The following is a 17,776-nucleotide window of genomic DNA, read 5'->3' as shown; positions in this document are numbered from 1 at the left end:
CATCCGACCCTTGCGGACGGGCTGCGCCGTCCACGGACAGTCGGCTTGATCGGGCGTGGACACAACCTGTAAGCACTGCCGTCTCGGACAGCCTGGCAGAGGCGCGCGGGGGCTCGTCGATCACGATGTCAGGCACTGTCCGGGGTGGCGCGGCGGGAACTGGCGCCGACACGGCCTCACCGCTGGTGGTCATCGTCGAGGACGACGAGGGCGTCCGGGAGGGGCTCCAGGATCTCCTGCGCTCCGTCGGCCTCGACACCCTCGCCTACGGCGCGACGAGCGAGCTCCTCGCGGCGACGCTCCCGGACCGCCCCGGCTGCCTGATCCTCGACGTGCGCCTGCCGGGATCCAGCGGTCTCGACCTGCAGTCCAAGCTGGCCGCGATGGGCAACCGCATGCCGATCATCTTCATGACCGGCCACGGCGACATCCCCATGACCGTCCAGGCCATGAAGGCGGGCGCGCTCGACTTCCTGACCAAGCCGTTCCGCGATCAGGACATGCTCGACGCCATCGCGGTCGCGATCGAGCGGGACATGACCCGGCGCGCGTCGCGCGCGGGGGTCGCCGAACTTGAGGCGCTGGCCGCCACCCTGACGGTGCGGGAGGCCGAGGTGATGGAGCAGGTCGTCAAGGGGCTGCTCAACAAGCAGATCGCCCACGCCCTCGGCATCAGCGAGATCACGGTCAAGATTCACCGGGGCAACGTCATGCGGAAGATGGAGGCCGGCTCCGTGGCCGACCTCGTGCGCAAGACCGAGCTGCTCAAGGCCCGGGCGGCCGTCTGAGCCCGAAGCCCGCCCCGCCGCAGCCTTCGGCAAGGGCCGGTCGGCGCGGAACGATGCCGGGCATCGCCGCGTTGGCACCCGCTCGGGACAGGGTCGTCGGCAAGACCTGATCGGACTCCGGCGAGACAGTCCCGGCTCGGCGCACGAAACCCGTGTCCACCGGATCGCGTCGCGGCGCTCCGAGGCCCGCTCTGCTGTGGCGGGACTGGTTCATCAGGATGTGGGTCCGGCGCGCCCATCAAACCATCGTATGATTTCGTCGGAGCGGCCGCTGGCCCACAGAGGTGGGATCGACGCGCCTCCGAGAGGCTCCGGAGGGAGATTCGTGCCGGTCGGGAAGAAAGCGGTCGCGGTCGTGGACGACGACGAGGCGGTTCTGGACGCGACGTCCAGCTTCCTCGAAGCGTTGGGCTACGACGCGCGGGCCTTCAACTCGGGCGAGGCCTTCCTGGCCTCGATGGCCGGCAGCGACGTCTCGTGCCTGCTGACGGACGTGAACATGCCGGGGATCAGCGGCATCGAATTGCAGGACCGCGTCCGGGAGCGGCGCCCGGCCCTGCCGGTCATCATGATGACCGCGCTGACCGACGACGCGCTCCGGCGCCGGGCCCTCGCCGGCGGCGCCCGCGATCTCCTGCGCAAGCCCCTCGTGGCCGACGAACTGATCCGCTGCCTGGAAGAGTCGATCGGGGCCTGACGATCGCGGCCTGAGGATCGGCCCCTTGAACGTTGGCCGTCTCCGTATCGGTCCCGCCGTCGCGCGCCCGGAGCCTGGGACGGGGCCGCGGGCGGCCGTCCCGCGCCGGACGATCCGATTGGGACATCAAACCTCCGTATGATTCCGGCGCGAATGGCCAGGGTGCAAGGTCACGCCATGGAAGGCGCGCGCCGCACGCGGGCCGGACGAGGAGGCGGGGATGGGACTGACGATGGCGAGCCGGGGCGGTGCAGGGTCGGACGAGGCCCTGCTGCGCGCGGAGACCGCCCGCAGCGCCATGGCCCGGCTCCTCGCCGTCGCCGGACACGATCTGAAGCAGCCCCTGCAGGTGGCCCTGATGGCGATCGACCGCGCGGTCTCGGACGGCGTCGGACCCCGGGCCGCGGCCCGGCTCGGCCTCGCCAGCGACGCGCTGGTGCGGCTCGGCCGCGAACTCGACGATCTGGCCCGCTCCTCCCAGGCCGGGACCGTGCCGCCCCGGCTCGGTCCCGTCGCCCTCACCCCCCTCCTGGAGGCGGTGGCGGCCGAGTGGCAGCCCTACGCCGACGCCGTCGGGGTGCGGGTGCGGGTCTGCGCCACGGCGCTGGCGGTCGAGAGCGAGGCCGCCATGCTGACGACCATCTTGCGCAACCTCGTCGGGAACGCCGTGAAGTATGCGGGTCCGGGCGGCCGTGTCGTCGTCGGATGCCGTCGCCGGCAGGGACGGGTCACGATCGAGGTGCACGATGGCGGTCCCGGCATCGCGCCCGAACGGCTGGCGGGCATCTTCGACGCCTTCGACCGCGCCGGGCGCCGGGACGGGGCCGGTCTCGGGCTGGGTCTCCATATCGTCCGGCAGACTGCCGCGGCGCTCGATCACCCGATCGCCGTGCGATCCCGCCGCAACCGGGGCTCGGTCTTCGGCGTGACCGCGCCCCGTCACCCTCCGGCATCCTCGTAGGCGCCGCGGGCCGATCCCGGCGCCGCCTCCGTCACGCAAGCGGGTCCGCTTTCCCGGCGACCGGAGGCTGCGAAACGCCCGGATCGCGCGCGCAGGCCCTCGAAACAAGCGGCGTCCACGGCGACGCAGGCGTGCCGCGGCCGCACGGCTTGCTCGCCAGGGTTGCTTGTGGAACCGTGTCGGCCTGAGACCCCGAAGAGGCGACGGATGCTCCGCACCGTGCTTTCGCAGACGGAGCGCGACCCGACATGACGGCTGGTGACCCGCCCAACAAGATGGCCGAAGTTGCCGGGCTGGCGGCCGCGATCGCCGACCACATCCTCGCGCAGCACGAGGCGGGGACCACGATCCCGCCGGAGCAGTTCCGGATGCTGGTGAGCGCCGCCCGGATGCTCCTGGACAACGGCGTGGCGTGGCCGCCGTCGGTGACCTACCTCATCATGGAAGTCGCCCGACGGGTCGAGGAGGCCGAGCCGCCGCCCAAGGGCGATCAGGTCGTGGCGCAGCTGACGCAGGCGCTCGACGCGGCCCGGCCCTCCTGAGGCGGACCGTCACGCGGCGGGGCCGATTTCCCGCGGGACCGGCGCCCTATATGGGCCCGATGCCCACACTCGGCCTCAAGCTCCCGCTCCGGATCTGCGTCCTCGAGAACGCCGCCTGCGTCGAAGATGCCGGCGGCCGGCGCACCGGCTTCGTCTACTGGGACGAGGGCCGGCCGGGGAGCGGCGACAGGCCCTTCACCCGCGCCGAGGCCATCGAGCAGGTCCGGATCATCGCGGGCGCCTGGGCCGGCGCTCTGGTCCACAGCGGCACCCTCGACACAGGCCCGGCACCCGAGCCGGGTGCCGCCGCCGCCGAGCCCTCTCCGGAACTCTGACCGCGTCCGCGCAGGGAGCGCCGCTACAGGCCGGCGCCGCTCGAATACGAGGCCGGCGCGCCCGGGCCCGCGCTCGTCGCGGAGGCCGCGACGGTGGCGGCGATCCAGTCGCCGTCGCTGGTCCCGGCCACCCGGCAGTTCCGCGCCATGGCCCGCTCCTGGCGGCGCCAGAGCCAGAGGCGGAGGGTGTGGATGAGGTCGTACATGGTCGGCCCCGCGCTGTCGCGCCCGTGGATGTGGTGCGCGCGCGCGGCCCGCTCAAGCCTGCGACCTGCGCCAGCGGGTGGGCGTGACCGCCGCCGCCGGAGGGGGCGTCAGCCGGCGCCGAGTTCCCGCACCACCGCCGCCAGCGTGTCGGCCATGTAGTCGAGCATCGGGTCGGTCAGGCCGGGCCAGACGCCGATCCAGAAGCTGTCGCGCATGATCTTGTCGGTGTGGGTCAGCGCGGCGTGGACCCGGTAGGTCACGTCCCGGAAGGCGGGCTGCCGGGTCAGGTTGCCGGCGAACAGCAGCCGGGTGCCCACGCGCTTCTCTTCCAGGCGCGCGACGAGGGCGTTCCGATCGATGCCGGCCCCGTCCCGCACCGTCAGGAGGTAGCCGAACCAGCTCGGCTCCGAGCCCGGGGTCGCCCGCGGCAGGTGGAAGAGTCGGTCGAGCCCGCGCTCCCGCAGGCGCCGCTCCAGCCCGGCGAAGTTCGCGCGGCGGCGCGCCACGAAATGGTCGAGCTTGGTCAGCTGGCTCACCCCCAGGGCGGCCTGCATGTCGCTGACCTTCAGGTTATAGCCGATATGAGAGTACGTGTACTTGTGGTCGTAGCCGTGGGGCAGGTCGCCGAGCTTCCAGCCGAAGCGGTTGCCGCAGGTGTTGTCGGTGCCGGGCTTGCAGTAGCAGTCCCGCCCCCAGTCCCGGAACGACTCGACGATCTTGGCGAGCGGGCCCTTGTCCACCAGCACCGCCCCGCCCTCGCCGGTGGTGATGTGGTGGGCCGGATAGAAGCTCAGGGTGGCGACGTCGCCGAAGGTCCCGACCCCCTGCCCGCCGATGGTCGCGCCGAACGCGTCGCAGCAATCCTCCACGAGCCAGAGGCCGTGGCGGCGGCAGATTTCGGCCACCCGGACCACGTCGAAGGGGTTTCCGAGCGAGTGCGCGATCATCACCGCGCGGGTCTTCGGCGTCACCGCCGCCTCGAGCAGGTCGACGTCGACGTTGTGCGTCTCGACGTCGACGTCGACGAAGACCGGCACGCAGCCGTGCTGCACGATCGGCGCGACGGTGGTCGGGAAGCCCGCCGCGACGGTGATGACCTCGTCGCCCGGCCGCAGGCGGCGGGCGCCGTGCTTCGGCGAGGTCAGCGCCGCGAAGGCCAGGAGATTCGCGGCCGAGCCCGAGACGGTCAGCCGCGCGTGCTTCCGGCCGAACGCCGCGGCGAGCTCCCGCTCGAACCGGTCGGCGTAGCGCCCCGCCGTCAGCCACATGTCGAGGGAGGCGTCGATCAGGTGGGCGCAATCCTCCGCGTCCATGACCTTGCCGGAGGGCGGGATGTAGGTCTCGCCCGGCACGAAGGCCGGCTTCCCCCGGGCCTCGAAATGCGCCCGGGCAAGGTTCAGGATCTCGGTGCGCAGGGCGTCGGTCATGGGGGCGAAACACTGTTGTCCGGTGCCGGGTCTCCGGCAGCTATACCGCGGGATCGGCCGGGCGTGAGACGGACTTCGGCGATGGAACCCGCTGCGATCGGGCCCGCGCCCCTGTCGGAGCGGCTGCCGGAGCGGCTGTCGCTGACCGGGCGCACGGCTCAGAACGGCGTGTCGAACGCGTCGAGGCCGGGATGCAGGCGATCCCGGTCCGACAGGGTTGGGTGCGCGATGCCCCAGTCGAACCCGAAGCTGTCCCAGCGGATGCCGGCATCGGCGGCGGGGGCGTGGACCGACGTGACCAGGTAGAGCAGCGTCGCCGCGCTGGAGCGCACGGCGAAACCGTGGGCGCAGCCCTCCGGGATGGAGACGCCGGCGGGCGCCGCCCCGTCGAGGTCGAAGGCGACGGCGCGGCCGTAGCCGGGCGAGTCCCGGCGCAGGTCGAGGACGACGTCCGTCACCGCGCCGGACAGGCACCAGACGAGCTTCGCGTGCTGGTGGGGCGGCACCTGGAAATGCATGCCGCGGATGACGTCCCGCGCCGAGGTGGAGCAGTAGACCTCGGCGAAATCGGTCCGCAGACCCGCCGCGGCGAGGCTCGGCGCGTGCATCAGCTTGTGGAAGCTGCCGCGGGCATCGCGGCTGCCGGGCGCGCGGAGGGCGAGCACCCCCGGAAGATCGCTGGTCCGGATCTCGAACATCACTGCGCCGCCATCAGTTCGGTGAGGCCGCGATCCAGGCCGACGGCGGCGGACCAGCCGGGCAGGAGCGGCCCCATCCAGGGCCGCATCACCTCCCGGGGCCGGTAGGGCCGCGCGCCCCAGGCCACCGGAACGGGCCGCGCACCGAGACGCTCGATCCGCGCCACGAGCGCGCGCAGCGACAGCGTCTCGGGCCCGCGGAGCGCGAAGGCTTCCTGCGTACGCGGCGGCGCCGCGCGGATCCTGTCCAGGGCGGCGCGGCTCCCCGACAGCACGTCGTCGACGTGGAGCAGGTTGAGCGTCTGCTCGCCCGGGGACAGGTCGAGCCGTCGCCCTTCCCGCTGGGCCTGGAGCAGGGCCGAGACGAGCTTGCCGCGGCGATCCGCCGGTCCGTAGGTGTCCGGCAGCTTCAAGGTCAGGATCGCGAGGCCCTCCGCCTCGGCGTAGTAGGCCGCGATATCCTCGAAGGCCTGCTTGGTCGCCGCGTAGAGGGTCGCCGGATCGTAGCGATCACCCGCGAAATGCTGCCAGATCGTGCCGAAATTGACCATGTGCCGGACCCCGCAGCGCGCCATCGCGTCGAGGAGCTGCGTGCCGAACAGCAGGTTGGCCTGGATCAGCGGCGCGACCTGGTCCGGCCCGTGCACGCCGACGAAGTGGGTGGCGGCGTGGATCACCGCCTCGGGCGCGAAGGCGCGCATCGCGGCGTGCAGCGTGTCGGTGGCGCCGTCGTGGCGCAGGATCGTCGCGCGCGGGTCGAGGAACTCGGTGGCCGAGTTCGCCCGGACCAGGGCGCCGACGGTGATGCCGGCCTCGGCGAAGCCCCGGGTCAGGCGTCCGCCGACGAAGCCGGTCGCGCCGGTGACGAGCAGCCGGCCGAAGGGCGGCGCTACCACGTCTTCCACGGTGCCCGTCCCGACGCCCAGAGCGCCTCGAGGTTGGTCTTGTCCCGGAGCGTGTCCATCGCCTGCCAGAAGCCGTCGTGGATGAAGGCCTGGAGATCGCCCTCCCGGGCCAGGCGCTCCAGGGGCTCGCGCTCCCAGACCGTCTCGTCGCCCGCGACCGTGTCGATCACCGACGGCGCGAGCAGGAAGAAGCCGCCGTTGATCCAGCCGCCCTCATTGTCGGGCTTCTCCTCGAAGGCCGTGACCCGATCGCCGTCGAGGGCGAGGTAGCCGAAGCGCTTGTCGGGCCGCACCGCCGTCACGGTGGCGCGCTTGCCGTGGGCGCGGTGGAAGGCGATCTGCGCGGTGACATCGACGTCGCTGACGCCGTCGCCGTAGGTGAGCGCGAACATCTCCTCGCCCTCCAGGTGATGCCGGACGCGCTTCAGGCGGCCGCCCGTCATGCTCTGGTCGCCCGTATCGACCAGCGTCACGGTCCAGGGCTCGGCGGTCTTCCGGTGGATCTCCATCCTGTTCTCGGCGATGTGCATGGTCACATCGCTCATGTGGAGGAAGTAGTTCGCGAAATATTCCTTGATGATGTACCCCTTGTATCCGAGGCAGATCACGAAGTCGTTGATGCCGTGGCGGCTGTAGCCCTTCATGATGTGCCACAGGATCGGCCGGCCGCCGATCTCGACCATCGGCTTCGGCCGCGTGGCGGTCTCCTCGGACAGGCGCGTGCCGAGGCCGCCCGCCAGGATCACGGCCTTCACCGGCCGTCTCCCCGGCGATCTCCCCGGCCCGTGGGGCGTGAGCGGAGGGTGGGGCGACGTGCGTGCATGATCAGGCGCTGTCCTCATCTGCGCGGCCGGCCGCGAGCCGGCCATACTCCGCGATCTGGGCCTCGACGAGAGCCCGGGCGTCGGCGGGACGCGCGCTGTAGTCGCGATACCACTCCATCGTCAGGCGCACCGTGCGGGCGAAGCTGAGCCGGGGGCGCCAGCCCAGCTCCGCCTCCGCCTTGGCCGCGTCGAGCTTGAGGATCCCGGCCTCGCGCAGGGCCGAGGCCTCGATCCGGACCGGGATCGGGTCGCCGCCCCAGGCGGCCAGCGCCTGCTCGATCAGCCGCCGCACCGCCACCTCGCTGGCGCGGGCCGGGCCAAAATTCCAGGCGCCGACCGCCGCGTCGTCGGCGGCGAGGAGACGCGCGCCGAGCAGCAGGTAGCCGTGCAGGAGTTCGAGCACGTGCTGCCAGGGCCTGACCGCGTCCGGGTTGCGCAGCACGAGCGGCGCGCGGTCCCGGATGGCGCGGACGAGGTCGGGCACGAGCCGATCCGCGGACCAGTCGCCGCCGCCGATCACGTTGCCGCCGCGGGCGGTGGCGAGGCGCAGGCGCGATCCCGGCATCAGGGCCTGCCGGTAGCTGCCGGCCACGATCTCCGCGGCGGCCTTGCTGGCGCTGTAGGGGTCCTTGCCGCCGAGCGGGTCGGACTCGCGGTAGCCCCAGACCCATTCGCGGTTCTCGTAGCACTTGTCCGAGGTGACGCAGACGACCGCGCGGACCGAGTCGGTGTGGCGCGCCGCCTCCAGCACGTGGGCGGTGCCCATGACGTTGACCGCGAAGGTCTCGAGCGGGTCGGCGTAGGAGCGCCGGACCAGCGCCTGGGCCGCGAGGTGGAAGACGATCTCCGGACGGAACGCCGCGACGGCCTCGCGCACCGCCTCGGCGTCGCGGATATCCACCACGACGGACCGCATCCGGTCGGCCAGCGCCAGGTCGCGGAACAGGCTCGGCCTGTCGGTCGGCGGCGCCAGGGCGAGGCCCATCACCTCGGCGCCCTGGTCGAGCAGCCAGGCGACGAGCCAGGCGCCCTTGAAACCCGTATGGCCCGTGACGAGGACGCGGGTGCCGCGATAGCGCGCGAGGGTCATCTCAACGGTCCGGTCCGGCTGGGCATCGATCGGGGCTCACGCGAGGGCCGGATCCGCCGGCCGCATCGGGCTCCGATCTGCCGTTCCCGCTGAGCCGGCCCTCGAATGAGAGGGCCGGCTCAGCGCGTCCCAGAAGAACCCGTACAGATCGGGCGCGCTGATCTTCTGCTCCGTCGCGAATTGGCCGCACGCATTGAAGAACATCATCAAGATATACCTGATGAGCGCGGCTTTGAGCGGTTCCGAATGGGACAGGTCGCCAAGCTTCGGCTTCAGCTGCTCGAAGAACTGGAACATGCCCGCATAGGCCTGCTTCGCCGCCGAGGTCGCCTGGAGACTCTCCTGATTCTGATGCAGCCGGTACAGGAAGACGGCCTCGGGCGCGTAGAACACCTTCGCTTGGCGGTTGAGAACGCCCACGAACGGGATCGTGTCGGAGAAGTAGGAGCCCGACAGGGTTGGCTGGCCGCCGGCGTCCAGCCACGCGGAGCGCCGGTAGAAGGTCGAGAACACGGTGTTGATCTGGCTGTGGGCCGTCGGACTGGTGAAGTACCGCGTCAGCCACGGCTCCGCGGCCTCGACCTGGGCGTCCGCGGAGAGCGGCTCGGCCTGATGCAGGATCTGGCTCGCGCCGTCGATCAGGACTCGCCGCCCGAGCCCGACCTGAACGGCGTCGTCGGACTCGAACGCCGCCACCATCGTCGAGACGTAGGTGTTCGAGATGAGATCGTCGTCGCTCAGGAGCAGCATGTACTTGCCGCGCGCGTGCTGGACCGCGTCGGTCACGTTCGCCTCCATGGGCAGCGTGAACGACCGGGTGAGGACCGTGAGCCGATCGTTCCGAAGCTGTGCCAGGAAAGCGCCCGTGGCATCGGTGCTGGCGTTGTCGCTGATGATCAGCTCCAGGTTGCCGTAATCCTGCGCCGACACGGAGCTCAGGGTCTGTGCCAGCAGCTCGAGACGGTTCAGGGTCGGCACGATCACGGAAACGAGCGGCAGCGACATCGAACGGCTCTCTGACAGGCTTTGACCGAGGCGTCGGGTGTGGACGGCGAGGCTCTCCGCTCGCGAACGGTTCACCCGACGAGACCGAGAACGGCGTGACGCGTGGCAGACCTGCCAGAATTGAAGACCTGTGTCGATCAGAGCGCATGGATCCCGCCGCCCAAAGTGCCTCTCACCCGGATCTGCCGCGGGCCCGCTCTGTCGGGCGGAACGGATTCTCAGGCCGCGCCCCCGGGCAGTCCCGTCCAGGCCTCGCGGACGAGCGCGAGGCGCCGCTCGGCCCGCGCCGCGTCGGCCTCCGCGACTTGGTGCAGGACCGCCTCCAGCGCCTCGGATCCGCCGAGCGCCGCGGCCGCCTCGCCCTGGCGACGCATCGCGGAGCGGTGCGCCCGCATCGCCGGTCCCGCCTTCGGCCCGGCCTCGATCGCCGCTAGGGTGGCGATCAGGGCNACGTCCTCTGGACGTAGGAACGCCAGCGCCGCCTCGAAGGCGGGGCGCTTGGTGCCGGCCTTGCCGGACTTCTTCTCCTCGAACAGGCGCTCGCAGCCGGCGCGTGTGAGCGCGTCACGCTGTAGGTCGAGGTTCTGGTCCTGGGTCGAGACGCGGGCATATCCGACGAGCATGTCGGGACAGTGCTACAGCTACGTTTCTCCGGCAATAGAAAAGCCGACACGTTTCTCCGACAAAAACGGGGCCATTTTAGGCCGCTCGCAGACGGCTCCTGCTCGTTGTCGGGAATACGGTCGGATATCCGACAGTTTTAGGAGGACGTCCGCTCTCAGCCGATCCCGAGCCCGCGGATGAGGCCGATGCTGACCGCGATGAGGACGGCCAGCGAGGCGGTCACCGCCAGGGTCACCCGGCCGCCGACCCGGGCGAGCACGCGCACGTCGACGCCGAGCCCGAGGGCGGCCATGGACAGCACCGTCAGCACACCTGCAAGCTGCGTCAGCGGCTTGACTGCCACGTCCGGGATCAAGCCCAGGGACCGGAACGTCGCCAGGATCAGGAAGCCGAGGATGAACCACGGCACCAGCTTGGTCAGACCGGGGCGGCCCTTCGAAACCGCGCCTTCCATCCCCGGCTCGCGGGGCAGACGCGGGGCAATCAGCGAGAACGCCACCACGACGGGGCCGAGCATCAGCACGCGCACGAGCTTGACCAGGGTGCCCACCTGCGTCGACAGCAGGCTGACCGGCACGGTGGCGGCCAGCACCTGCGGCACCGCGTAGACAGTGAGCCCGGCCAGCACCCCGTACTGGTTGTCGCTCATGCCGGCGAGCGGAACGAACAGTGGCAACCCGAGCACCATCAGCACGCCGAGCACCGCGGTGAACGCAATGGCGGCGGCGATGTCCTTGGGCTGGGCCCCGATCACCGGCGCAACCGCGGCGATGGCCGAGTTGCCGCAGATGGCGTTGCCGCAGGCCACCAGGATCGCCATCCGTGCCGGCAGGCCGAGCGCCCGGCAAATCGCCACGCTGGCGGCGATACCGATCACGACGGTGCCGACGATGCCGGCGAGTAGCGCCGGGCCGGAGGCGAGGATCGCCCCGAGGCTGAGGGAGGCGCCGAGCAGGACAACCGCGACCTCGAGGAGTTGCTTGGCCGAGAAGGCGATGCCGGTCCGGAACCGCGGGTGCGGCGTCCAGGCGGTGCGCACCGCGATGCCGATCAGGATCGCCAGAACCAGGGCCTCGACGTAGGGGTGGCCGGCGACGCGCTCCTCGACCGCCTGTGCGGCCACCGCCACGGCGGTGATCACCGCGCACAGGCCGATGCCCGGCAGCATGGAGGTCGCGCGCTCGGATTGGGTGCCGGTGCCAGGCGACACCGCCGCCGTGGAGCCCATCTTTGTCGAGACTGGTTCGGGGGAGGCCTCAGGGCTCACGACGGCCTCTCCGGAGGTACTGAGAGCGGAACGGGGAGAAAACGTTTGCTGCACGGGCGCAAGAGAGAAGGAGCCTCTCCGGGCGCGAAAAACTTCGGAAGACGCGTCCATTGCTGACGCGCGTCCCAAGCGCGACACTGACGATCATGCGCACCATTCCTGACAAGCGGTCGACCATGAAGACGTTCGATCCTTTCGGCGAGCCTGTGGCTGACGGCGTGGCGCGCGCCTACTCGTCCACCTCCTCGACCGGCGATCGCATAGCCCGCCGGACTGGCGGCGCGGTGTTCTGGACGCTGGCGCTGGCGATCTTGGCAGGACGCATCTACGCCTTCGACATGCCGGCTGTGCAGAGCGTCGCCACCTACGCCACCCAGGTTGTCGCCCTTCGCTGAGCCTCGCGCAGCGCGGCCCTCAATAGGTATCGGATAGGTAGGTCGCGATCGCGCGGCCGTCGGCCTCGTCGATCGGAGCGTGGTAGATCTTGATCATCTTGCTCACCTCCGCCTCCCAAAAGGCCTTACCTTTCCCCGGCGGCTGAGTGGCGATGTAGTCGACCGAGTGGCAGGTCTGGCAATTGCCCTGAGCCGCCTCGAAGCCGGCCTGATGAGCCGTGTCCTTGGGGGCCCGGAACTGCGCCGTGGGCTCGGGGACATCGTAGCGCACCGGAGCGGCGAGCACCGCTCCGGTCAAGCCCGCGGCGATCAGAGCCGGGAGCACGAGGCCCGCGAGCGCCGGGATGGTGAGAACCGCGCGAAGAACCTTCCTCATCCTCACCTCCCTCACGCCGCCCGCACCCGGGTGGTCTCGACCACGTTGCGCATGTAGCCGGCCTGGTTCCAGCGCGGCTCCATCGGCTGCGCGCCGCCGTCATTGCTGGTCGCTCGCACTCGGATCGCATGCGCCCCCGCGGGCAGGTCGACGTCGAGCGTCCAAGTTCGAAAGGCGTAGGGTCCGAGATCCTGCCCCAGCTTGCCCTGTGCCCAGGACTTGTCGTCGACGGATACCTCCACCGCCTTGATCCCGGAGCCGCCGTCAAAGGCGATGCCGCGCAGTGGCACCGGTCCCGCTTTCACCTGCATCTCGTCGGTCAGGTTCGTCAGGAACGAGCGTACGTTCAAGCGCCCGATCGGCACTGTGGCGGCGGCTGGCTTGCCCGGCTCGGTACAGGCGCAAGCATTGTCTGGGATGCGGTAGGCCGTCTTCATCCAGAAGCCCTCGAACGGCTTGTCGAGCACGGTGATCGCGTTGAGGTGCTTAACCCAGTAGGTGCCGTAATAGCCCGGCACTACGAGGCGCAGTGGATAGCCATTGAGCCAGGGCAGGTCCTCGCCGTTCATGGCCCAGGCCAGCATCACCTGTCCGTCGCGGGCGTGTTCGAGCTTCAGCGACTTGGCGAAGTCGGGCGTCTCCGGGATAACGGGCCCGTCCAGCCCTTCGAAGGCGACCTCGGCCGCCCCCGCCTTGACGCCAACCCTGTCGAGCACCGCTTTCAGCGGCACGCCGGTCCAGCGGGCACAGCCCATGGCGCCGTTGGCGAGCTGGCCGCCGGCCATACGTGGCTCGAAGAAGCCCCGGGAATTGCCCGAGCACTGATTGACCGCCACGATCTCTGTTGGGCCAAACAGACCTTTGAGGTCGGTGAGGGACAGAGACACGGGTCTGTCGACATGACCCTTCACGTCGAGCCGGAAGGCGTCCGGGTCGATTTGGGTCGGGATGTCGGCGAGGTGGTAGCGCACGAAGAAGGCGTCGTTGGGTGTGATCGCGCTCTCGTCAAAGACGGAGAACGGCGTCTCCAGCTGCGGCGGCCGCGCTGTCATCTGCAGGAGCGGACGCTTGCCCGGGTAGGCCACCAGCGGGCGCTCGCCGTTGCCGAACGGAAGGTCTACTTCGCGCGCCAGCGCTCGGCGGCTGGCAAGGGCTAGGGCGCCCGCGCCGAACAGCACATCACGTCTCAGCATGTTCTCGTTCCTCGCATCTCTCTTCGCATGCCGTTCAAGCGTGCAGCCCGAGGCCGAGGAGCCGGTCGGCGTTGCGCCAGAGGGCGGCTTCCAGGGACTCGTCGTTGAGGCCGAGCGAGCGGAAGTCCTCGACGCCCTGGCCCATCGGCCGGAACGGGAACGATGAGCCGAACAGGAACTGGTCCTTCATGAAGCCGTTCGCCGCCTCCACGTAGAGGCCGCCGCCCGGCGCGAACGTGTACATGTCAGGCGAGACGAACACGTTCTCGTTGCGGAAGGCCACTGTCACCATGTCGGCGACATTCGGGTAGAACCCGTGGCAGCACACAAGCGGCAGCTTCGGGAAGGTCTTGGCGACCCGGTCCACCGCGAGCGGGTCGTTGAGGCGCAGGTCTGGCGTCGTCGGGCCCGACATCACGAAGGCCGGGACCTTAAGATCCTGGCAGAGTTCGTAGAGCGGCATCAGGCGCTCGTCGTCGGCGCGCATAGCGTCGCCGTAGAAGCCGGCATCGAGGTTGATCCCCTTGAAGCCCAGTTCGGTCACGGCGCGCTTGGCCTCCGCCAGAGCGGCGTCGCGGCCGAGTTCAACAGGATCGACCGAGGCGATGCCGACGAGCCGCTTCGGATCGTGGCGGACGACCGCGGCAAGAGCGTCGTTTGGGACCCGCACCCCCGGGACCGAGCGGGCGACCATCACGGCGACGTCGATCCCGGCGCCGTCCATCTCGGCGGAAAAGCCTTCGACATCCATGCCGCGGGTGAAATGGTCGATCTCCGTCGTACCGACGCGTTCATTCAGCCAGCGCACGACACCGAATTCCGGCGTGTCGGGCTCAGCGCCGAAAAACTTGTGCAGGAAAGTTGGACGGCTGCGCATGTCTGCGATGGGCATGACTTTCGGCTCCGTATGCGGGACAGGGACGGTGCACGGAACCGCGCACCGGATTGAGAACGTCAGTGCGAGACGGCTTCGAGTACCTTGCCGCGGGTCTCGACGCCCAGGGTGAGGACGAGGACGGCAGCGATCAAAAAACCACCCGCACCGACCTGGAAGGCGGTGGCCGGCCCGTAGTTCTGAACCAGCACCGGTACGATCATCGGCCCCAGGATTGCGCCGATCCGCCCGAAGGCCGAAGCAAAGCCCGCCCCCGTCGCACGGGCCCGGGTTGGGTACAGCTCCGGGGTGTAGGCGTAGAGACAGCTCCACATGCCGAACATGAAGAACTGCATCACGAACCCGGAGACGAACAGCCACGTCTGATCGACGGCGTTGCCGTAGAAGTAAGCTGCGACCGCGGCGCAGACGAGAAAGATAGCGGTTGTGGGCTTACGGCCGACCTTCTCCAGCATCAGTGCGGCGGTGAAGAAGCCCGGGATGCCGCCGATAGTGATCAGGGTCACGAAGCCGACCGAGCCGACGATCGAGAAGCCGCGCTCCTTGAGCAGAACCGCGATCCAGGAATTGAGCCCGAAGAAGCCGATCAGCGCGAAGAACCACATTCCGAAAGCCATCAGCGTACGCATCCGGTAGGCGGGCGAGAACAAGGTCGCGATGGGGTTCTGATGCGGCACTGGCGCCGAGACGGCGGCTACAACAGAGGGGGCGACCGGCGGCAGCGGGCGACCAGTGGCCCGCTCGACCTCCCGCTCCATCATCGACATCACGGCATCCGCCTCGGCATGGCGGCCATTGTCGGCAAGCCAGCGCGGTGACTCCGGCATGGAGCGGCGCACCACGAGCACCACCATCGAGAGCAGGCCCACGATGGCAAACGCCCAGCGCCAGCCGAGATAGGGCAGTACAAAAAAGCTGATCGCACCCGAGAGCACGTAGCCGATCGCCCAAAAGCCCTCCATGAACGCGATGTACTTGCCGCGTACATTGGCGGGCACAATCTCGGAGACCATCGCCTGGGCCACCGGCGCCTCGCCGCCGACGCCGACGCCGATCAGGAAGCGACAGACCATCAAGGCCGTGAGGCTCCAAGCAGCGGCAGCGGCGAGGCTGGCGAAGCCCCACACCAGCATCGTGGCCTGGAACACTGTCTTGCGCCCGAAGCGGTCGGAGGCGGTTCCGGCGATCACATTGCCAATGAGCTGGCCCGCGAAGGTCATCGCGGCGAGTTGGCCGGCCTCGGTTGGGGTAAGGCCAAAGGCTACGACGATCGAGCCGAGCAGAAACGTCAGGAGCGCCACGTCGACCTGGTCGACGAGCCAGGCGGAGGCGATAATCGCGAAGATCTTACGCTGGTAGCGTGACATCGGCAGCCGCTCCAAGCGTCCGGCGATGTTTGTGGTGGCCGCGGCCGCAGCCCTATCAGAAGCGCTGAGTTCAACCCCCATCCCAATGGGGGCGTCTGTTGCGAGTTGCATGGCGTATCTCCCAGGCGTTTCCTGATCCGTGCCCAGGACGTGCGCCGCGAGCGCCCTCCGAGCCATTTTGAGCCTGAAGACTGTCTCTCATCCAATCGGAGCAACTGGATGGAGTGCGGCATCATTTTTCTACTCGAGGCTCACCGTACGTAGCAGCTCTTCTCTTTTTCACCCGATTCGCGCAAATATAATTCTATTTTGGCCCTATAGACAGAGGTTATGGCACTCAATCTCCATCTCCTACGGCTGTTTGCGACTGTGGCTCAGAGCGGGAGTTTCTCCCGTGCAGCCGAGGAGCTGCACATCAGTCAGCCCGCAATTTCGAAGGGCGTGCGCGACTTCGAACTGCAGGTCGGATGTCGGTTGCTCGACCGGGGCACCCGGGGCGTACGCACGACCCGCGAAGGCGAGGCTCTCCTCAGGCATGCCAAAACCCTCTTCGCAATAGAACGAGCGGCGGAAGAAGAGTTAAACGTTCTGAGAGGACTGGGCTGCGGCGTATTACGGATAGGTGCAAGTACAACAATCGCGGTGTACATGATACCGTATTACCTAGGAGTATTTCATCGAAAATATCCAGGCATAAAATTGAGTATCACCAGCACCAATACCAGAGATATAACCAAACTATTGGTTTCGCACGAAATAGATATTGCCTTAGTCGAAGGACCCGTCGAGGAACCGTGTGTTCTCAGCGAAGCTTGGCGCAAAGATGAAATGGTGCTTATTGCTTCACCAGAGCATGTCCTTGCAAATGCAGCAAAGCCAATCGACCCGGCTCTCGTAGCACAAGAAACGTTTATTGCGAGAGAGTTAGGATCCGGGTCACGTGAGGTGGTCGCCGCTGCCCTGGATACAATGCAGATCTGCCCGGTTCGCCAGCTTGAAGTCGGCAGCACGGAAGCGATCAAGCAACTCGTTGCGAGCGGTCTCGGTGTGGCGATTGTCTCGGTCGCTACAATCCGCGATCAAATGGCTAACGGTACACTGGTAATTATTCCGGTCCAGAACCTGCACGTTGAGCGGACTCTATGGCAGTTGAGTGTACATGGGCGCTTAGCTAATCCGGCGACAATTGCATTTAACAAACTCATACGTCTCTAACTTCACGTTTCGCCGCCAGCGCCGGTTATCAGAGCTGATTGGTCGTGTGATGCCCCGGCGGCAGGCCATATAGCCCCGCGCTATACGAACAACCCCACCGGTCGGGAAAACGATCGAATAAACGACGCGCCGCCTTATATGACTATAGCCCTATTTGTATACGATGAGACCGGTGATTTTTTGGATCAAGAATTGAAGCCTGCCGAGATGCGGACATGGTTCCGGCGCACGGTCTGGCTTGAGCATATCTGCCGGAATGCGGCCCTGTCGTGTGCTCGGCGAGGATCTCTCGCGAGCGGAACTTGTTCGTGCTTTGCCCGGCATTGGCTGGCAGGCGGTATTCACGGAGCGAAGGGGCTGGCGTCTTGATTTCCGGGAGCACGCGCTTGTAGATCTCAGGCCGATTAACGATGCCCTCTACCAATCCCGCCCATCACCTCGCGCGCCTTACAGATGCTGCCGCGACACTCAGCACGCCTGCGGAGGTCGCGGCGTGGAGTTCCGCGGTATCGGCCGAGATTGAACGCCTCCAAGCCAAGGGGATGCGGCTTCGCGAAGCTGCGCTCCGTTCGTCGAACCAACGCAGGATCGCCAAGGCCGATGGCTTCTGCGCTGCCGTGGAACCCGAGTTGAACCGTGCCGCTGTCGCCGTGCGCGCGGTCAATACAATGTTCTTCATCGACCCGCCGAGCACGGCGAGACATTAGTCACAGGGTCTCATACAGAGCGCATCCCGGCGAAGCGACCTTATGCTCGACAGCAACGCCGCGGCGGTTTTTCAGCTAAGACTTGGCAGTTCAGCAATGGTGCCCCACTTCAGAGCGCCCAGCACGGCGACTTTCACGGGCGACATCCACGAGGAAGCGCCCCCAGTCGACCGATCGTTTTTACAGAACGGAAGCATCGAGAGGTTCCGTTGGATCGAACCTTCAAGCTCGACGATGGTGGAGAACGCCAGAGTGGAG

General features: G+C 68.3%; 20 protein-coding genes and 1 pseudogene. 8 read left to right on the top strand and 13 right to left on the bottom strand.

The window, feature by feature from the left end:
• The first annotated feature begins 125 nt into the window (after positions 1–125).
• The 5 genes from MOTC310_RS22925 to MOTC310_RS22905 all read left to right on the top strand — a co-directional run bounded on the left by MOTC310_RS22925 (position 126) and on the right by MOTC310_RS22905 (position 3,323).
• A complete protein-coding gene (locus tag MOTC310_RS22925) occupies positions 126–788 on the top strand; it encodes a response regulator transcription factor (protein ID WP_331303414.1) in 663 nt (220 codons plus the stop codon).
• A gap of 325 nt (positions 789–1,113) precedes the next feature.
• On the top strand, positions 1,114–1,485 hold the full coding sequence (locus MOTC310_RS22920; RefSeq protein ID WP_331291372.1) for a response regulator transcription factor: 372 nt from the start codon (positions 1,114–1,116) through the stop codon (positions 1,483–1,485).
• 220 nt (positions 1,486–1,705) lie between these two features.
• Positions 1,706–2,446 carry a sensor histidine kinase gene (locus MOTC310_RS22915; RefSeq protein ID WP_331291371.1) on the top strand — a complete coding sequence of 247 codons (741 nt, stop codon included), beginning with the start codon at positions 1,706–1,708 and terminating at the stop codon, positions 2,444–2,446.
• Between the two features lie 248 nt (positions 2,447–2,694).
• Positions 2,695–2,988, top strand: coding sequence for a hypothetical protein (locus MOTC310_RS22910; RefSeq protein WP_331291369.1), 294 nt, complete (start codon positions 2,695–2,697; stop codon positions 2,986–2,988).
• A 50-nt stretch (positions 2,989–3,038) separates the two neighbouring features.
• Positions 3,039–3,323, top strand: coding sequence for a hypothetical protein (locus MOTC310_RS22905; RefSeq protein ID WP_331303413.1), 285 nt, complete (start codon positions 3,039–3,041; stop codon positions 3,321–3,323).
• Between the two features lie 23 nt (positions 3,324–3,346).
• Here MOTC310_RS22905 and MOTC310_RS22900 read toward each other — a convergent pair whose 3' ends face one another.
• The 9 genes and pseudogenes from MOTC310_RS22900 to MOTC310_RS22860 all read right to left on the bottom strand — a co-directional run bounded on the left by MOTC310_RS22900 (position 3,347) and on the right by MOTC310_RS22860 (position 11,331).
• Positions 3,347–3,529, bottom strand: coding sequence for a hypothetical protein (locus tag MOTC310_RS22900; protein WP_331291367.1), 183 nt, complete (start codon positions 3,527–3,529; stop codon positions 3,347–3,349).
• A gap of 108 nt (positions 3,530–3,637) precedes the next feature.
• Positions 3,638–4,957 carry a lipopolysaccharide biosynthesis protein RfbH gene (rfbH, locus tag MOTC310_RS22895; protein WP_331291366.1) on the bottom strand — a complete coding sequence of 440 codons (1,320 nt, stop codon included), beginning with the start codon at positions 4,955–4,957 and terminating at the stop codon, positions 3,638–3,640.
• Between the two features lie 158 nt (positions 4,958–5,115).
• A complete protein-coding gene (locus tag MOTC310_RS22890; RefSeq protein WP_331291365.1) occupies positions 5,116–5,655 on the bottom strand; it encodes a dTDP-4-dehydrorhamnose 3,5-epimerase family protein in 540 nt (179 codons plus the stop codon).
• Entirely contained in the window at positions 5,655–6,560 is a 906-nt protein-coding gene (locus tag MOTC310_RS22885) for an NAD-dependent epimerase/dehydratase family protein (protein WP_331291364.1), read from the bottom strand. The genes MOTC310_RS22890 and MOTC310_RS22885 overlap by 1 nt, the downstream gene beginning before the upstream one ends.
• A complete protein-coding gene (gene rfbF, locus MOTC310_RS22880) occupies positions 6,545–7,315 on the bottom strand; it encodes a glucose-1-phosphate cytidylyltransferase (RefSeq protein ID WP_331291363.1) in 771 nt (256 codons plus the stop codon). The genes MOTC310_RS22885 and rfbF overlap by 16 nt, the downstream gene beginning before the upstream one ends.
• 70 nt (positions 7,316–7,385) lie before the next feature.
• Positions 7,386–8,474 carry a CDP-glucose 4,6-dehydratase gene (gene rfbG / locus MOTC310_RS22875; RefSeq protein ID WP_331303412.1) on the bottom strand — a complete coding sequence of 363 codons (1,089 nt, stop codon included), beginning with the start codon at positions 8,472–8,474 and terminating at the stop codon, positions 7,386–7,388.
• A gap of 36 nt (positions 8,475–8,510) precedes the next feature.
• Complete coding sequence (locus MOTC310_RS22870; protein ID WP_331291361.1) at positions 8,511–9,479, bottom strand: glycosyltransferase family 2 protein; 969 nt, start codon at positions 9,477–9,479, stop codon at positions 8,511–8,513.
• 440 nt (positions 9,480–9,919) lie between these two features.
• Positions 9,920–10,102: pseudogene (locus MOTC310_RS22865) on the bottom strand (recombinase family protein); the annotation flags it as partial.
• 155 nt (positions 10,103–10,257) lie between these two features.
• Positions 10,258–11,331 (bottom strand): YeiH family protein, encoded by a 1,074-nt coding sequence (locus MOTC310_RS22860; RefSeq protein ID WP_091995115.1) that lies wholly within the window; start codon positions 11,329–11,331, stop codon positions 10,258–10,260.
• A 149-nt stretch (positions 11,332–11,480) separates the two neighbouring features.
• Between MOTC310_RS22860 and MOTC310_RS22855 the strand changes: the two genes are divergently transcribed.
• On the top strand, positions 11,481–11,765 hold the full coding sequence (locus MOTC310_RS22855; RefSeq protein WP_331303411.1) for a hypothetical protein: 285 nt from the start codon (positions 11,481–11,483) through the stop codon (positions 11,763–11,765).
• Positions 11,766–11,784: 19 nt separating this feature from the next.
• Here MOTC310_RS22855 and sorB read toward each other — a convergent pair whose 3' ends face one another.
• The 4 genes from sorB to MOTC310_RS22835 form a co-directional block, all read right to left on the bottom strand.
• Positions 11,785–12,141 (bottom strand): SorB family sulfite dehydrogenase c-type cytochrome subunit, encoded by a 357-nt coding sequence (gene sorB, locus MOTC310_RS22850; RefSeq protein ID WP_230368343.1) that lies wholly within the window; start codon positions 12,139–12,141, stop codon positions 11,785–11,787.
• A gap of 11 nt (positions 12,142–12,152) precedes the next feature.
• Positions 12,153–13,334, bottom strand: a complete 1,182-nt coding sequence (gene sorA, locus MOTC310_RS22845; protein WP_331303410.1) for a SorA family sulfite dehydrogenase catalytic subunit — start codon at positions 13,332–13,334, stop codon at positions 12,153–12,155.
• A 34-nt stretch (positions 13,335–13,368) separates the two neighbouring features.
• Entirely contained in the window at positions 13,369–14,226 is an 858-nt protein-coding gene (locus MOTC310_RS22840; RefSeq protein ID WP_091995124.1) for an amidohydrolase family protein, read from the bottom strand.
• Between the two features lie 62 nt (positions 14,227–14,288).
• The gene (locus MOTC310_RS22835) at positions 14,289–15,596 is read right to left on the bottom strand and encodes an MFS transporter (protein WP_230368340.1); all 1,308 of its coding nucleotides are present in this window, start codon (positions 15,594–15,596) and stop codon (positions 14,289–14,291) included.
• A 330-nt stretch (positions 15,597–15,926) separates the two neighbouring features.
• Between MOTC310_RS22835 and MOTC310_RS22830 the strand changes: the two genes are divergently transcribed.
• Together MOTC310_RS22830 and MOTC310_RS22825 are read left to right on the top strand one after the other, a co-directional pair.
• Entirely contained in the window at positions 15,927–16,811 is an 885-nt protein-coding gene (locus MOTC310_RS22830) for a LysR family transcriptional regulator (RefSeq protein WP_091995128.1), read from the top strand.
• Between the two features lie 410 nt (positions 16,812–17,221).
• A complete protein-coding gene (locus MOTC310_RS22825; RefSeq protein ID WP_139239557.1) occupies positions 17,222–17,518 on the top strand; it encodes a hypothetical protein in 297 nt (98 codons plus the stop codon).
• Positions 17,519–17,776: the final 258 nt, after the last annotated feature.

This window comes from Methylobacterium oryzae (assembly GCF_036441375.1).
GTDB classification, from domain to species: domain Bacteria; phylum Pseudomonadota; class Alphaproteobacteria; order Rhizobiales; family Beijerinckiaceae; genus Methylobacterium; species Methylobacterium oryzae_A.
The sequence above is the reverse complement of the archived record's forward strand: the minus strand, read 5'-3'. Positions and strand labels throughout refer to the sequence as shown.